Origin of the sequence: Microbacterium sp. WCS2018Hpa-9 (assembly GCF_031843745.1) — a bacterium.
In the GTDB taxonomy this organism is placed as follows: Bacteria; Actinomycetota; Actinomycetes; order Actinomycetales; family Microbacteriaceae; genus Microbacterium.
In genome coordinates, this window is the sequence record NZ_JAVTIY010000007.1 from 139,278 (window position 1) to 154,212 (window position 14,935).

The window sequence follows — 14,935 nt, forward strand, 5'->3', positions numbered from 1 at the left end:
GATACAACTCCCGTGCAGGCCGGAATATCGCGATCCTCACGCTTTGCCTACGGGGGCGTGCGGGATGCATGCGAGTTGCTCACATCTCGGGGTCGTGCGGACTTTTCTCGCGCCGCGTTGTCGCATCCGGTCGTCGTCGTTCGTGGTTCAGGTAGGAGGTCACCGATCGGGTGGTCTCAGACGCGAGAGGTGCGGTGGTGACTGTGTACAACGACCCGATGGTGGCGAACCTCGTCTACCGGCTCGAGGCTGAGCACGCCGAGGAGCAGATCGTGCGACGTCGGGCGGCGCTCGAGCATCCGAGCCTGATTCGGCGACCGTCTCTCCTGACCCGCGCTCGCCGCCTGTGGGCGCGCTCTTTCCGTAGGGGTGGGGAACCGGGATGATCGACGGGAGGGCAGGCTCGGCGCAGAGCCTGCTTGATCGTGCGGACGGAGAGAGTCTGAGTGATGCAGCGCCGGAATCGAATCGAGGAGCCTCGGTGAACGCCGATGTCGGTGCGCGGGTAACGCAGGTCTATCGCGACGAGTGGGCGCGCATCGTGGGAGGTCTCACCCGACGGTGCGGTGATCTCGACCTGGCCGAGGAGATGGCTGCTGAGGCGTTCGCCTCGGCCGCTGAGCGGTGGCCGGACGAGGGAGTGCCGCCCAACCCTGCCGGCTGGATCACCACCACGGCCTACCGCAAGGCCATCGATCGACTGCGTCGGGAGTCGTTCCGCGATACCAAGCAGCGGGAGGCTCTCATGCTGCACGATCCCGAACCGTCGGAGTCGACGGGCATCATCGACGACGATCGCCTCCGTTTGCTCTTCACCTGCTGCCACCCGGCGCTGTCGCTCGAAGCGCGCGTCGCCCTGACTCTGCGGATCGTGGGTGGTCTCACCGTCGAAGAGATCGCGCGGGCGTTCCTCATCCCGGAGTCCACTGTGCGGCAGCGCATCACCCGAGCCAAGGCGAAGATCAAGACCGACCGGATCCCGTATCGGATGCCGGCTGCCGACGACCTCCGCCTCCGGATCGACGGAGTGCTCGCAGTGCTCTATCTGATCTTCAACGAAGGGTACTTCGCGTCCGGGGCCGGAGTGCCCGCACTGCGTCGCGAGCTGACAGGCGAGTCGATCCGGCTCACCGGACTGCTCCGCGAGCTGCTGCCCGACGACGAGGAGGTCGCGGGTCTGCTGGCGCTGATGCTGCTCAGCGAGGCGCGGGCCGCGGCACGCGTAACCGACGACGGCGAGCTGGTGCGCTTGGATGAACAGGACCGTGGGGCGTGGGACGACGAGCTCATCGGTCGAGGCCTCGCACTGCTCGACGAGCCACCCACCGCGGCCCCCGGTCGTCACCGGCTGCTGGCCGAGATCAACGCGATGCATGTGCGGGCGACGGATGCCGAGCACACCGATTGGGCGGGCATCGTCGGACTGTACGAGCAGCTCGAGCGGATCGATGCCAGCCCGGTCGTGACCCTCAGCAAGGCAGTCGCCGTCGCAGAACGGGACTCGCCCGAACGAGCGCTGCTTATCGTGGAGACGCTGCGCGATGCGCTGGATCAGTTCCATGCCTTCCACGTGACGCGCGCAGAGCTGCTGCGCGCTGCGGACCGGCCGGACGATGCTCGGGCAGCCTATGAGCGCGCGATCGCCCTCGCCGACAACAGCGCGGAGATCATCCACCTGACCCGGGGCCGCGACGAGCTCGCGGCCCCCTTCGCACCCGGGGAGCCCGGGCGCACGCCGAATGGAGAGAGCAGATGAGCAACAAGTACCTCGTGATCCACATGACCGACCCGACCGGCGGCACGATGCCGCAGGGAGAGGATCAGCGCCTGCTCGAAGACTGGGCTGACGAGGGCAGGGCGGCCGGCAGCCTGGGCGAGGGCGCTCCGGTCGCCGGACCGGAGGAGGCGAAGTCGGTGGCTGTGCGAGACGGCAAGGTGCTCGTCACCGACGGCCCGTTCCCGGAGTTCAAGGAGTGGTTCGCGGGCTATGACATCGTCACCGCTGAGACGATAGCCGAGGCGGCGAGCTTCATGGCGAAGCATCCGACCGCCGTGATGGGGAGGGTCTACATCCTGCCGGTGGTGAAGCTCCCCTGGGACGCCTGACCACACACGGCTGACAAGCCGCGAGCCGGACGCTCACCGGATCACATCCCCACCGGATCTACACTCAGCGAGTGAGTGCGACGCGACGGCGGCTGGGAGCAGGGACGATCGTCGTCCTGGCGCTCATCGCCGTGGCACTCGTCTGCATCGTCACGGGCGTCCTGCCATCAGCGGATGCCGGGGCGCTCGGTGCCCGCATCGCACCCGTGCTCGGGTTCGTCATCGCGATCACGATCGTCGCCGAGCTTGCCCGGGATGCCGCGGTGTTCGACGTCGTCGCGCAGCGTCTGGCTCGATGGGGGCACGGGCGGGTCATCCTGCTCTGGCTGTCTGTCGTCGTGCTCGCCGTCATCAGCACGGTGTTCCTGTCGCTCGACACCACGGCGGTGATCGTGACGCCGGTCGTGGTCGTGCTCGCGCAGAGTGTCGGCATCCCTCCGCTGCCGTTCGCCCTCGTCACGGTGTGGCTGGCGAACACGGCATCCCTCGCCCTGCCCGTCTCGAACCTCACGAACCTGCTCGCGGCACGGTCGATCGGCGACGACCCGCTCGCGTTCCTCGCGCTGAGCTGGGCGCCGACACTCGTCGGGGTGCTCGTGCCCGTCGTGATCCTCACACTGCGACATCGGCGCACGCTCTTCGGCGGGTATCGCACTCCTGCAGGCGGCGACCCTTCCGACCGGGTGCTCTTCTGGGCTGCGTCCGGGATCCTGCTGCTCCTGATGCCCCTGCTCGCGCTGACCCACGACGTGTGGATCCCCGCGACGGTCGCAGCGCTCGTGCTCATCGTCGTGTTCGGCATCCGGCGTCGCCATGTGCTGCGCCTGTCGCTCGTGCCGTGGCAGGCGATCGGCCTGGCGGCGGCCCTGTTCGTCGTGGTCGAGACCGCGCACGCGAACGGCATCCTCGACTTTTTGTCGGTCCTCGCGACCAGCGGACACGCGCCGGCAGAGCTGCTGCGTCTCTCAGCGGCGGGCGCGCTCGCCGCGAACGGGGTCAACAACCTTCCCGCGTACCTGATCCTCGAACCCACCGCCGGCGATCCGGTCGCGCTCATGGCGCTGCTGATCGGGGTGAATCTCGGCCCGCTGATCACACCGTGGGCGTCGCTCGCCACGCTGCTCTGGCACCACAGGGTGGTGTCGCTGGGTGTCGAGATCCGTTGGGGCAGCCTGATGCTCTGGGGCGCGATCGTCGCCGTGCCGACGGTGCTGGTGGCAACGCTTGTGCTCGCCTTCGTCGCCGGCTGAGACCGTTCATCCCAGCGCTGGCCCCGGGGTAGGGAAAAGGGCAGCGACTCAGGTCACGGGATCTGGGGGAGGTCCGCAGCACGACATGGGGAGTGTGTGCCGGGTGAGGGTCGCTGCCCTACGCCTCAACGCTACGCACATGTCGCCGGATCCGGTGAAACTTCAGTGCCTGATGTATGGTGCGACGGCATGACACCGGCATAAAGTGTGCCCGTGGGCGACATCAGCGCATCTCTGCCGATTCGGCCGCGGCAGCTGATCCGCGACCAGGTCTTCGCCACGCTCGCCGAAGAGATCATCTCTGGGCGTATGCAGCCCCTCGAAGAGATCCGCGACCAAGATCTGCAGGCCGAGTACGGTGTCTCCCGCACGCCCATCCGCGAGGCGTTGAACCGCCTCGCCGACCTCGGACTCATCGAAGTCAGCACCAACCGGTTCACGCGCGTCGCCCCGGTCGACCTCGATGCGCAGGCCGACCGCGTCGAGACCGCCGTCGCGATGATCGGATACTGCGCGATCAAAGCGGTGCCGACCTACACCGACGAACAGGTCGCGTCGCTGCAGGGGCGCATCGACGGTCTGCTCGCCGCCGGCCTGGCAGGTGCCTCCAGCCGTGAGGGCCTCAGTCTCTGGTACGCGCTGTGGGGTGAGATCGTGCTGAGCGCCCACAACCAGACGATGATCGACATCCTCGACGGGCAGCTCGCCCTGCACTTGACCAGAACCGTGCCAGCGCAACCGGTCGCCGCCGAGCTCGTCGACTTCATGCGCACGGGTCTCGAACAGCTGCGCGCGCTGCTCGAGCGACGGGATGGCGTGGGGGTGCGCGAGGTCATCGAACCTCTGTTCCTGAGATCGACGATCGAGCCGCTCCGAGCGGCGGCTGCGCTCGCCGCCGCATCCGCATCCAGCGATCCGACACGCATCGGCCGATCACCCGGGGAATGACATGCCCGACCGGCGGATCGACAAGCTGAACTCCACGCGACTGCTGGGAGGGGTCGAGCAGCCACTGCCTCTCATCACCTCGAGAGCGGATGCCGTCGTCGACTCGCTCGCGCACTCGATCGAGTCGGGCGAACTGGCCCCCGGCGATCCCCTGTCGGTCACGGCCCTCGTGCAGCGCCTCAACGTCGCCGCCGGCACCGTGCGATCGGCCCTCGGTGCACTCGAGGCGATGCACCTGATCGACCACCGGCTCAACAGGGCGTCGGTCGTCGTGACACCGACCCCCGCGTGGTTCGTCGCCGTCGCCGCCGAGTGCTCCGGACTGTCGATCGCGGCGGCCGACCTCGGCATCGCGCAGGCGACCGAGGCGCAGATCGCCGAGTTCGCGACGAGGGCCGCGACCGTCAGAGAGCTCTGGGAGACCGACGACAACGACCAGGTCGTCGGAGCAGAGGGGCTGTGGGAGCTGCTCGACCTGCTCGCGGTGTTCTCGCGCAATCGATACCTGAGCGCCCTGCACGCGTCGAAGAGACCCGCTCTGGTGCTCGGCATCCGCTCGCTCAGCCGACCTCGCAACCCCGCGATGCTGCGATCGGTCGTCGACGCGCTGGTCGCCGCGGCACGCGATCGCGACCGTCTCGAGGCGACCGACCTGGTGAGAGACCTCTACACCTTCGTGGTCGACGGAGTCACAGCCCTCTGACCGTCGGCGTCCACTCCTCGGCGAGGATGCCGTAGTTCAGGCCGTCGAGCCACTCACCCGACCGGTGCAGAGCGGTCTTGCGACTGAACTCCTCTCGGCGCATGCCGAGACGCTCCATCAGGCGCCACGAGGGCTCGTTGTCGGCGAAGCATCCGGCATGAACCCGGCGCAGCCCGAGCGGACCGAAACAGACGTCGATCACTGCACGGACCGCCTCGGTCGCATAGCCGCGACCTGTGTATCCCGGGTCGAGCACCCAGCCGAGCTCGGCCTCGACACCCTTCGCCTGATCGGCGACCTCGAGCTGCGCCCACCCGTCGCCGAGTCTGATCATGACGTCGCCGATCGGCACGGGCGCCGCGTTCTCGCCTGCGGGCAGCAGCTCGACGATGTGCATCGAGGCGAGCCGGTCGGGGTCGAGGTATCTCTCGCGGAACGCCTCGATCGAATCAGGAGCGAGCCCGAGCCAGCGGTTCACCTCGGGCAGGCGCCGCCACTGCCACATCGCGTCGACGTCGGGTGCGGTCATCGGCCGGATCTGCAGGCGATCGGTGCGGACGGGCCAGACGGCGTGCGAATCGGTCATCGCTCCAGCCTATTGAGACGAGTCACCGGAGACGCGCCGCATCTCGGCTGCGAGCGGCGCGTTCGTCCGCTCGAACCGCCCCGTGATGTTGTCTCGTACCTCGGGAGACTTGTTCTGGCTCAGCTTGGCGCGCGCATCGAAGTGGTCGACACGCATTCTCAGGCCCACCGTGCCCTTCGCCGCGCGCCGCGTGTCGGCCTCGTCCTCCGACAGGCTGCGCCCGTGCGGCATGCCGTTCTCGAAGTGGTCGGTGAGCTGCGCGAGCATGGCGTAGTTCTCCTCCTCGCTGAGGATCTCGGGTGTGCCGTAGAGGTGGGCCGTGACGTGGTTCCAGGTCGGCACCAGGTCTCCCGGCGCGTAGAGGCTCGGCGATACGTAGTCGTGAGGGCCCTGGATGATCACCAGGACCTCGTGGCGCCCCAGCTCGTGCAGCTGCTCGTCGGGGCGGCCGAAGTGACTGGCGATCACGATCTCGTGCTCGTCTTCGATAAGCAGAGCGGGATAGTGCGAGGCGACCAGCCCGGTGCTCGCGGGCGACACGAACGTGGCCCACGGATTGCCGCGGATGAGGCGCTTCACCTCGAGCGGGTCGGTCATCAGGTAGCGGGGTGTGTGGCGCATCAGGACTCCTCGTTCAGGGGGTGGCGGTCGGTGGACGGTGAGCGAACAGGCGGGTGCGCACCGCGAGAGCGGCGCAGAGGATGACGGCTATGCCACCCAGTGCGGTGGGCCAGCCGATGTGCTCGTGAAGGAGCAGTGCGGCCCAGGCGATGCTCATCACGGGCTGAAGCAGCTGGATCTGGCTGACAGGGGCCATGGGCCCGATGGCGAGCCCGCGATACCAGGCGAAGAATCCGAGGAACATGCTGACCACGGCGAGATAGGCGAAGGCGAGCCACTGCACCGGCGAGGCGGTCGGCGGGTCGGTGACCGCCGATGCCAGGGTCAGTACGAGCATCAGCGGCGCCGCGAGCACGAGCGCCCACGACACGGTCTGCCACGATCCGATCTCCCGCGCGAGCAGCCCGCCCTCGGCGTAGCCGATGGCCGCCGCGAGCACCGCCCCGAACAGCAGCAGATCGGCCCAGTGGAGTTTCCCGAGACCGCCGTTCTGCAGTGAGGCGAAGACGACCGCCGCGGCGGCACCCACAGCAGCGAAACACCAGAACGCTCGTCCGGGTCGCTCGCGGGTGCGCAGCACCACCATCACGGCGGTCGCTGCGGGCAGCAGGCCGATCACCACCGCGCCGTGGCTCGCGGGTGCGGAGGTCATGGCGAACGACGTCAGCAGGGGGAACCCTGCGACCACGCCGCCGGCGACGATCGCGAGCCGCCACCACTGCGCCCTGGTGGGCGGATGCTGACGGGTCGCCGCCAGTGCCAGGGCGGCGAGAGCTGCGGCGACGACCGCGCGGCCGGATCCGATGAACAGCGGCGAGAGGCCGCCGACCGCGATGCGTGTGAACGGGAGAGTGAAGGAGAAGGCGGTGACGCCGAGGAGACCCCACCAGAGTCCGGCGCGCGAAGATAGCGGTGCGGAAGCGTGTGCGATAACGCTACTCTGTTCTTTCATGAGCCAGGATAGCAGTGACCGGATCGTGGCCGGACTAGGTCGATGGATCGCATCGGCCCCGCCGGGTGCTCGCGTGCCGTCGAATCGAGCCCTCGTCGCCGAGTACGGTGCGAGCCCCGTCACGGTGCAGAAGGCCATGGCACGCCTGGCGCGACTGGGGCTGGTCGAGTCGAGACCGGGGGCGGGCACGTTCGTGCGGGCGCAGCGACCGCCCCGCGCTGCAGACTACGGCTGGCAGACGTCCGCCCTCGGCGCGCCTCCCGCTCGACTCGCCGGCCTCACCTCGACGCAGCGCACCGTCGCCCCCGATGCGATCGGCATGCACTCGGGGTACCCCGCCGTCGATCTGCTTCCCGAGCGGCTCGTCCGCCAGGCGATCACCCGCGCGGCGCGCACCTCCTCGGCGCTCACCCGTTCGCCCGCCGCCGGGCTGCCGGAACTCCAGGCGTGGTTCGCCGCCGAGCTCGCAGCATCCGCACCGGCAGACGTCACTCCGGCATCCGCGAGGGATGCACTCGTGATCGCGGGCAGCCAGAGCGGGCTGAGCTCGATCTTCCGGGCCGTGGTCGGCGCAGGCCAGCCGCTGCTGATCGAGTCGCCCACCTATTGGGGTGCGCTGCTCGCCGCGGAGCAGGCAGGGGTCGTTCTGGTGCCGATCCCCTCAGGTCCGCACGGCCCCGATCCGGATGCCGTCGAGCGCGCCTTCGCCGAGACCGGGGCTCGCGCGTTCTATGCGCAGCCCACGTTCGCGAACCCGTCCGGTGCGAGGTGGCCCGCGTCGACAGGCCTCGCCGTTCTCGAGAGCGTGCGACGACACGGTGCCTTCCTCATCGAAGACGACTGGGCGCACGACCTGGCGATCGACGGCGATCCGCGGCCGATCGCGGCGATGGACGACGACGGCCATGTCGTCTATCTCCGTTCGCTGACCAAGAGCGTGTCACCGGCGCTGCGGATCGCAGCAGTGATCGCCCGAGGGCCGGCGCGCGAGCGCATCCTGGCCGACCGCGCAGCCGAGTCGATGTACGTGAGCGGGCTGCTGCAGGCGGCGGCTCTCGACGTGGTGACCCAGCCCGCATGGAAAAGCCACCTGCGCGGGTTCCGCGATCAGCTGAGGGCTCGACGCGACCTGCTGCTCTCGAGCCTCGCCGAGCACGCTCCGACCACGACCGTCGACGTGGTTCCCACCGGCGGTCTCAACCTGTGGGTACGGCTTCCGGAGGGCACCGATGTCGTCTCCGTGGTCGGCGCCTGCGAGGCCCGCGGTCTCATCATCTCTCCCGGGTCCGAGTGGTTCCCGGCCGAACCCTCGGGCGCCTATGTGCGCCTCAACTACGCCCACGCCGACCCGTCGCGCTTCCCGGAGGCGGCGAGGATACTCGGGGGCGTGCTCGCCGCATCCTGAACTCTCGTCAGCTCTCGGGCGGACCCTCGGGCCGATGCGCGCGACGACCGCTCACCACAACCGGGCGCCCCGCGCGCTCCTGCCCGGGCAGCGGCCGCGAGCGCCGACCGTAGATCAGCTCCGACGAGTCGAGCAGCCACGGCACGAGCGTGATCGACACTCCGTGCACGAGCATCAGCTGGTTGGCCAGTCGACGTGAGCGTCGGTTGTGCAGGAATGTCTCCCACCAGTGCCCCACGATGTACTGCGGCAGGTAGACGGTGACCACGGATGAACCGTGCTTCTCGCGGTACTGCGTGATGAACTGCGTCACCGGCTGCGCGAACGACCGGAAGGGCGATTCGACGATCACCAGCGGGATCGGCACGAGGTGGTCGGCCCATTCCTTCTGCAGCTGCGCGGCATCGTCGGATGCCACGGCGACGTGCACTGCCAGGGTCTTGCCGTGCTTGGCGGCGACCGCATAGTCGATGGCCTTGATGACGGGCTTCTGTAGGCGGTTGACGAGCACGATCGCGAGATCGCCCGTGGCGCCGAACTTCGTGGTGTCGTCGATCGCGATCTCATGCTCGACGTCGCGGTAGTACCGCTTCACGCCCATCATCAAGAAAGCCAGCACCGGGATCGCGAAGAACACCAGATACGCGCCGTGCGTGAACTTCGTGATCGTCACGATCAGCAGCACGGCGACGGTCATCGCGGCGCCCACCGAGTTGATGACCAGTCCGATCTTGGCCGAGCGGCGATCGGATGCCGAGGCGCCGTCGACCCCCGAACCCGGCGTCTTCTCGGCCGGGCCGCGCAGCACGCGCCTCCAGTGACGCACCATGCCGATCTGCCCGAGCGAGAACGAGACGAAGACGCCGATGATGTAGAGCTGGATCAGCGTGGTGAGCTTCGCCTGGAAAACCACGAGCACGACCATCGCCGCGATGCCGAGCAGGATCATGCCGTTCGAGAACACCAGACGGTCGCCGCGGGTGTTCAGCGCCTTGGGCGCGTAGCCGTCACGGGCGAGCACCGAGCCGAGCAGCGGGAATCCGTTGAACGCGGTGTTGGCGGCGAGCAGCAGCACACAGGCGGTGGCCGCCTGGATGATGAAGAACAGGATGCTGCCGCCCCCGAACGTGGCAGAAGCGATCTGCGCCATCAGGCTCGGCTGCGGGTTCGAGCAGTCGAAGCCGATCAGGTCGCACGGGTTCTCGGCGTAGTGCACTCCGGTGATCAGCGCGAGCGCGGTGAGACCGGCGAACAGACAGGCCGCGATCGAGCCCATCAGCACGAGCGTGGTCTGCGCGTTGCGCACCTTGGGCGTGCGGAAGGCGGGCACGCCGTTCGACACGGCCTCGACGCCGGTGAGGGCCGAGCATCCGCTCGAGAACGCTCGCAGGATCAGGAGGATGACCGCGGCCTGGCCGAGGTCTTCGGAGTGCACGGCGAACTCGGCGCTCGACGCCACCGGTGCATCGCCGAGGAACGTGCGGATGAGCCCGGTCACGATCATGAAGCCGACCGAGCCGATGAACACGTACGTGGGGATGGCGAAGACGAGCGAGGCCTCGCGCACACCACGCAGGTTCACGATGATGATGAGGATCACGAAGCCGACCGCGAGCTCGACCCGCGCCGGGTCGAGCCCCGGCACGGCCGAGATGATGTTGTCGACGCCGGAAGCAACCGACACGGCGACGGTCAGCACGTAGTCGACCAGCAGGGCCGCCGCCACGATGACGCCGGGGATCTCGCCGAGGTTCTTCGAGGCGACCTCGTAGTCGCCACCACCCGACGGGTAGGCCTTGATGAGCTGGCGGTAGCTGAGCACCACGACGATCAGCAGCACCACGACGGCCACCGCGACGAGCGGGGTGAACGACAGGAAAGTGAGTCCGCCGATCAGCAGGATCATCACGAGCTCCTGCGGTGCATAGGCGACCGAGCTCAGCGCATCCGACGCGAAGATCGGCAGCGCCATCTTCTTGGGGAGCAGCTGGCCTTCGATCTGAGCGCTCGTCAGCGGGTCGCCGATCAGGATGCGCTTCACGCGAGGAGGAGCGTCGGTATTGCCGCGGGTTTCATCTGACACGTCGGGCGACATTACGCTCCCGAACGCTTCCCTCACGGGTTCCTCACGGAATCCCTACGGGTGCTCACGGGTCCCTAACGGAATCCTCACGGCAACGACCGGGCTCCGTCATGCCTCGTGGGGGCGAGGCATGTACCACTCGGTGAAGGCGGTCGCCCGCCCCTCCGAATCCAGTCGCACGATCCAGAGATTCACGTAGTCGCGTTCCGCCGGATACTTCGTGCGCCCCTCGATCACGACGAACTCGTCGTCTTCGCGCACTATCCACCAGTCGAACGACCACGTCCCCGGATCGTCGAGATCCTCGAGCCAGCCGGCGACGATGTCCGCTCGGCCGACGCGCGGCTCGGCGTCCGGGCTGGTGAGGTAGATCGCGTCTTCACTGAAGAGCGCGGCGATCTGCTGGGGATCGTTCGACTTCCATGCCTCGACGTACGCCTCGGTCCACTTCTCTCCTGCGCTGGTCATGTCCTCCGTTCTAGACCCGGCCTCCGACGTCGTCAAGGTTCTCGACTCCATCGAAGATGCACAGCCACTTCCGATCACGGACGGATAACGTCGAAGGCATGACGTCCCTTCAGGTCACCGACGACGCGATCCAGCAGACTCGGGAGCTCCGCGACGAGTTCCAGCGCTTCCTGCGCGAGTACGAGTTCGGCATGCGGGAGGTCGAGACGAAGATCGGGATCCTGCGCGACGAGTTCACCCACCACCACGCATACAACCCGATCGAGCACGTCAAGAGCCGGCTGAAGACTCCCGACAGCATCGTCGAGAAGATCGCCCGCAAGGGGATCGCCGAGCCCGACTTCGAGCGCATCCGCTCGGAGATCACCGACATCGCCGGCGTGCGGGTGACCTGCAGCTTCGTCGCCGACGTGTATCGCCTGTTCGATCTGCTCACCGCTCAGGACGACGTGACCGTCGTCACGGTCAAGGACTACATCGCGAACCCGAAGGACAACGGATACAAGAGCCTGCACGCGATCATCGAGGTGCCGGTGTTCCTGTCGACCGGAGCCCTGTCGGTGCCGGTCGAGGTGCAGTTCCGCACGATCGCGATGGACTTCTGGGCCAGCCTCGAGCACAAGATCTACTACAAGTTCTCGAACCAGGTGCCGTCGCACCTGGTCGAGAGCCTGACCGACGCGGCCGAGGCCGCCGCCGAGCTCGACAGTCGCATGGAGCGCTTGCACCGCGAGGCTCACGGGGTGCCGCAGCGTCAGCTCGCGCCGCCGCCCCCGCCGCACGTCGTGCAGGTCTGACCCTGATGTTGCGCCCGGCTCCACGACACTGGAACATGGGCAGGTGGTGAAAACGCAGCAGCCCCCGGTCGCCGATGTCGAGCGAACCGTCGTGGAACTCCCGGGTCTCGACCGCGGCCGCCAGCTCTGCGAGTGCGATCACGGTGACGACGAGGCGTACGCCGCCTGCGGCCGCAAGGCCAAGTGGCGCGTGACGGTCGACTGCGTCTGCGGCGAGAACCACCCTCGTCGCGTCGAGATCCTGTGCTCCAGATGCCTGCGCACCCTGCGTCAGCTGCAGGACCGCGACACCATCACCGCGCGCCGCCTCTGACGACCGCGGCCACGACGCGACCATCCGTTCGCGTCTCCGCTCCGAACAAACGCTGACCACTACCGTCGGCGGTGCGAAGGAGCAGACCATGGCACAGCGCAGCAAAGACACACAGGGCAGCAAGGGCAGAAGATTCATCTTCTGGGCGGCGCTCTCGGGTGTCATCAGCGGAGCCGTCTTCCTCGCAACCGCCGAGCTGTTCGCCCTGATCTTCGCGCGATCCGCCAGCCCGATCCTCGCGGTCGGCGGGTTCGTGATCGACATCGTGCCGCAGCCGTTCAAGGAGTTCGCGATCGCGACCTTCGGCGAGTACGACAAGATCGCCCTTCTGGCCGGACTCGGTCTCGCGGTGGTGATCGCGTCTGCGATCGCCGGAATCCTTCAGCTGCTCCGTCCCCCGCTCGGCGTGATCGCCCTGGTGGTCGCGGGCGCGCTCTCCACCGCGGCGATCGTGACCAGGGCAGGCGTGACCCCCCTCGCATTCCTGCCCCCCGTTCTCGGAACCATCGCGGGCTCCATCCTCATCGTTCTCCTCATCCGCCGTCTGAAGGTCTGGAAGGCGTCAGCCGTTCCCGCCGCGATGGTCGATCGCAAGGGCGAGAGCCTCGGTGCGGATCGCCCCGGCATGTCAGACTCGGATGCCGAGCAGCCTCCGAAGGCTCTGGGGCGCCGTCAGTTCTTCATCCTCGCGGGCATCGCCAGCGCCTCCGCCGTCGTGGTCGGCATCGCCTCGCGAGCGGTGAGCATGACCGTCGGCTCTGTCGCGACGATCCGTGACGCACTCAAGCTGCCCTCGCCGAAGTCGACCGTGACCGTGCCGCAGGGCGCCGAGCTCGACATCCCCGGCCTCAGCAAGCTGTTCACCCCCAACAAGGACTTCTACCGCGTCGACACGGCGCTGACCGTCCCCACGATCGACCCCAGCACCTGGCGCCTCGTGATCGACGGCATGGTCGATCAGCGGGTCGAGATGAGCTTCCAGGACATCCTCGACATGGGCCTCGACGAATACGCGATCACCCTCACCTGCGTCTCGAACGAGGTCGGCGGCGACCTCGTCGGCAACGCGAAGTGGCTCGGGGTGCCGCTGCGCGATGTGCTCAAGAAGGCCGGGGTGAAGTCCGGTGCCGACATGGTGCTGTCGAAGAGCGTCGACGGCTACACCGCCAGCACGCCGCTGTCGGCCCTGACCGACGACAACCTCGATGCGATCCTCGCTGTGGGCATGAACGGCGAGCCGCTGCCGCTCGAGCACGGGTTCCCGGTGCGCATGGTCGTGCCCGGTCTGTATGGCTATGTGTCGGCGACGAAGTGGCTGACCGAGCTGAAGGTCACGACGTTCGACAAGGACGAGGCCTACTGGACGCCCCGCGGTTACAGCGCCGAGGCGCCGATCAAGTTCGCCTCGCGCGTCGACACTCCCAAGGTCGGCGAGGCCGTCAAGGCGGGCCGCATCCCGATCGCGGGCGTCGCCTGGGCGCAGTCGGTCGGCATCGAGCGCGTCGAGGTGCGCATCGACGAGGGCGACTGGGTGGCGGCGACGCTGTCTGCGCCGATCAACGAAGACACCTGGGTGCAGTGGTTCATGGAGTGGGATGCCACTCCCGGCACGCACTACGTGGCCGTGCGGGCGATCAACAAGAACGGCGACCTGCAGATCGAAGAGCGTGCGCCGATCGCGCCGAACGGCTCGGCGGGCTGGCAGCGTTCGCTGATCCGCGTCGCCTGATGCCGGTGCGTCCGTCTGGATCTCGCCCTAGGGTGGGAGCCATGACGTCGCTCCCCGCCTGCGTGATCACCGTCTCCGACCGCTCTTTCGCGGGTGAACGAGAAGACCGAGGCGGGCCGATAGCCGTCGGCCTGCTGAGGGACGCCGGGTGGCACTGCCCGGATGCCGAGGTCATCGCCGATGGCGCGGCATCCGTCGCCGACGCACTGCGCCGGGCGGTCGCCCGCGGCGTGAAACTGATCGTGACGACCGGGGGCACCGGCCTGGGCCCGCGCGATGAGACCCCGGAGGGAACCCGCCGGGCGATCACCCGCGAGGTGCCCGGCCTCGCCGAAGAGCTGCGCCGCAGCGGTCTGGCCGACACCCCGCTGTCGGTGATCTCTCGCGGAGTGGCCGGCATCGTCGACCCCGCCGGAGTCCTCGTGGTGAATCTTCCCGGATCCCCGCGGGCCGTGGCATCCGGAGTTCCCGTCGTGCTGACCGTCGCCAGACACGTGGTCGATCAGGTCGCGGGCGGTGACCACTCGTGAACGAGGTGCGGATCGCCGCGATCTCCGAAGAGCGGCTCGACGTCGACGCCCATCTCGCGGCCGTCGATGACCCTGCCCTGGGCGGGGTCACGACCTTCATCGGCCGTGTGCGCGACAACGACCCCGACGCGACGACTGCGGTGGTCGGGCTCGAATACAGCTCGCACCCCGACGCCGAGTCGACTCTGCGACGTATAGCGGAGGAGGCGGCAGCGGATGCCGTCGGCGACGCCAGGGTGGTGGTGGCCGTGAGTCACCGCATCGGCCGCCTCGACGTCGGAGATGCGGCCGTGGTCATCGCGGTCGCCGCAGAGCACCGTGCCGAGGCCTTCGAGGTGTGCCGAGCAGTGATCGAGGACATCAAGAAGTCGCTGCCCGTGTGGAAGCGTCAGGTCGAGTCCGACGGCTCCACGTCGTGGAAGGGCATCGGCGGCTGACGCGAAG

General features: G+C 68.2%; 17 protein-coding genes. 12 read left to right on the top strand and 5 right to left on the bottom strand.

Annotation, left to right across the window (positions count from 1 at the left end; translation table 11 throughout):
* The first annotated feature begins 197 nt into the window (after window positions 1–197).
* The 6 genes from RQG82_RS15370 to RQG82_RS15395 all read left to right on the top strand — a co-directional run bounded on the left by RQG82_RS15370 (window position 198) and on the right by RQG82_RS15395 (window position 5,007).
* Entirely contained in the window at window positions 198–386 is a 189-nt protein-coding gene (locus tag RQG82_RS15370; protein WP_311259865.1) for a hypothetical protein, read from the top strand.
* A gap of 95 nt (window positions 387–481) precedes the next feature.
* Window positions 482–1,756, top strand: coding sequence for a sigma-70 family RNA polymerase sigma factor (locus tag RQG82_RS15375; RefSeq protein WP_311259866.1), 1,275 nt, complete (start codon window positions 482–484; stop codon window positions 1,754–1,756).
* Window positions 1,753–2,106 (top strand): YciI family protein, encoded by a 354-nt coding sequence (locus RQG82_RS15380; protein ID WP_311259867.1) that lies wholly within the window; start codon window positions 1,753–1,755, stop codon window positions 2,104–2,106. Before RQG82_RS15375 ends, RQG82_RS15380 begins: the two co-directional genes overlap by 4 nt.
* A 71-nt stretch (window positions 2,107–2,177) precedes the next feature.
* Window positions 2,178–3,356: an SLC13 family permease gene (locus RQG82_RS15385; RefSeq protein ID WP_311259868.1), complete on the top strand. Its 1,179-nt coding sequence runs from the start codon at window positions 2,178–2,180 to the stop codon at window positions 3,354–3,356.
* Between the two features lie 213 nt (window positions 3,357–3,569).
* Entirely contained in the window at window positions 3,570–4,304 is a 735-nt protein-coding gene (locus tag RQG82_RS15390; RefSeq protein WP_311259869.1) for a GntR family transcriptional regulator, read from the top strand.
* A 1-nt stretch (window position 4,305) separates the two neighbouring features.
* Entirely contained in the window at window positions 4,306–5,007 is a 702-nt protein-coding gene (locus tag RQG82_RS15395; protein ID WP_311259870.1) for a GntR family transcriptional regulator, read from the top strand.
* Here the strand turns inward: RQG82_RS15395 and RQG82_RS15400 are convergent.
* From RQG82_RS15400 to RQG82_RS15410, 3 genes are read right to left on the bottom strand one after another with little or no spacing between them, the layout of a single operon-like run.
* A complete protein-coding gene (locus RQG82_RS15400; RefSeq protein ID WP_311259871.1) occupies window positions 4,994–5,593 on the bottom strand; it encodes a GNAT family protein in 600 nt (199 codons plus the stop codon). The genes RQG82_RS15395 and RQG82_RS15400 overlap by 14 nt on opposite strands.
* 9 nt (window positions 5,594–5,602) lie before the next feature.
* Complete coding sequence (locus tag RQG82_RS15405; protein ID WP_311259872.1) at window positions 5,603–6,214, bottom strand: FMN-binding negative transcriptional regulator; 612 nt, start codon at window positions 6,212–6,214, stop codon at window positions 5,603–5,605.
* A gap of 13 nt (window positions 6,215–6,227) precedes the next feature.
* The gene (locus RQG82_RS15410; protein WP_311259873.1) at window positions 6,228–7,166 is read right to left on the bottom strand and encodes a DMT family transporter; all 939 of its coding nucleotides are present in this window, start codon (window positions 7,164–7,166) and stop codon (window positions 6,228–6,230) included.
* Between RQG82_RS15410 and RQG82_RS15415 the strand changes: the two genes are divergently transcribed.
* On the top strand, window positions 7,165–8,571 hold the full coding sequence (locus RQG82_RS15415; RefSeq protein WP_311259874.1) for a PLP-dependent aminotransferase family protein: 1,407 nt from the start codon (window positions 7,165–7,167) through the stop codon (window positions 8,569–8,571). The genes RQG82_RS15410 and RQG82_RS15415 overlap by 2 nt on opposite strands.
* A 7-nt stretch (window positions 8,572–8,578) precedes the next feature.
* On the opposite strand, the gene RQG82_RS15420 is transcribed toward RQG82_RS15415, so the two are convergent.
* Both RQG82_RS15420 and RQG82_RS15425 read right to left on the bottom strand, forming a co-directional pair.
* Complete coding sequence (locus RQG82_RS15420; protein WP_311259875.1) at window positions 8,579–10,666, bottom strand: APC family permease; 2,088 nt, start codon at window positions 10,664–10,666, stop codon at window positions 8,579–8,581.
* 96 nt (window positions 10,667–10,762) lie between these two features.
* Window positions 10,763–11,122, bottom strand: a complete 360-nt coding sequence (locus tag RQG82_RS15425) for a nuclear transport factor 2 family protein (protein ID WP_311259876.1) — start codon at window positions 11,120–11,122, stop codon at window positions 10,763–10,765.
* A 98-nt stretch (window positions 11,123–11,220) separates the two neighbouring features.
* On the opposite strand from RQG82_RS15425, the gene RQG82_RS15430 reads away from it, so the two are divergent.
* The 5 genes from RQG82_RS15430 (at window position 11,221) to RQG82_RS15450 (ending at window position 14,928) form a co-directional block, all read left to right on the top strand.
* Window positions 11,221–11,919 carry a GTP pyrophosphokinase family protein gene (locus RQG82_RS15430; RefSeq protein WP_309693328.1) on the top strand — a complete coding sequence of 233 codons (699 nt, stop codon included), beginning with the start codon at window positions 11,221–11,223 and terminating at the stop codon, window positions 11,917–11,919.
* Between the two features lie 43 nt (window positions 11,920–11,962).
* The gene (locus RQG82_RS15435) at window positions 11,963–12,232 is read left to right on the top strand and encodes a hypothetical protein (protein ID WP_311259877.1); all 270 of its coding nucleotides are present in this window, start codon (window positions 11,963–11,965) and stop codon (window positions 12,230–12,232) included.
* Between the two features lie 88 nt (window positions 12,233–12,320).
* Window positions 12,321–13,961 (top strand): molybdopterin-dependent oxidoreductase, encoded by a 1,641-nt coding sequence (locus RQG82_RS15440; RefSeq protein ID WP_311259878.1) that lies wholly within the window; start codon window positions 12,321–12,323, stop codon window positions 13,959–13,961.
* A 41-nt stretch (window positions 13,962–14,002) separates the two neighbouring features.
* Complete coding sequence (locus RQG82_RS15445) at window positions 14,003–14,491, top strand: MogA/MoaB family molybdenum cofactor biosynthesis protein (protein WP_311259879.1); 489 nt, start codon at window positions 14,003–14,005, stop codon at window positions 14,489–14,491.
* Window positions 14,488–14,928 carry a molybdenum cofactor biosynthesis protein MoaE gene (locus tag RQG82_RS15450; protein WP_311259880.1) on the top strand — a complete coding sequence of 147 codons (441 nt, stop codon included), beginning with the start codon at window positions 14,488–14,490 and terminating at the stop codon, window positions 14,926–14,928. The genes RQG82_RS15445 and RQG82_RS15450 overlap by 4 nt, the downstream gene beginning before the upstream one ends.
* Window positions 14,929–14,935 lie beyond the last annotated feature (7 nt).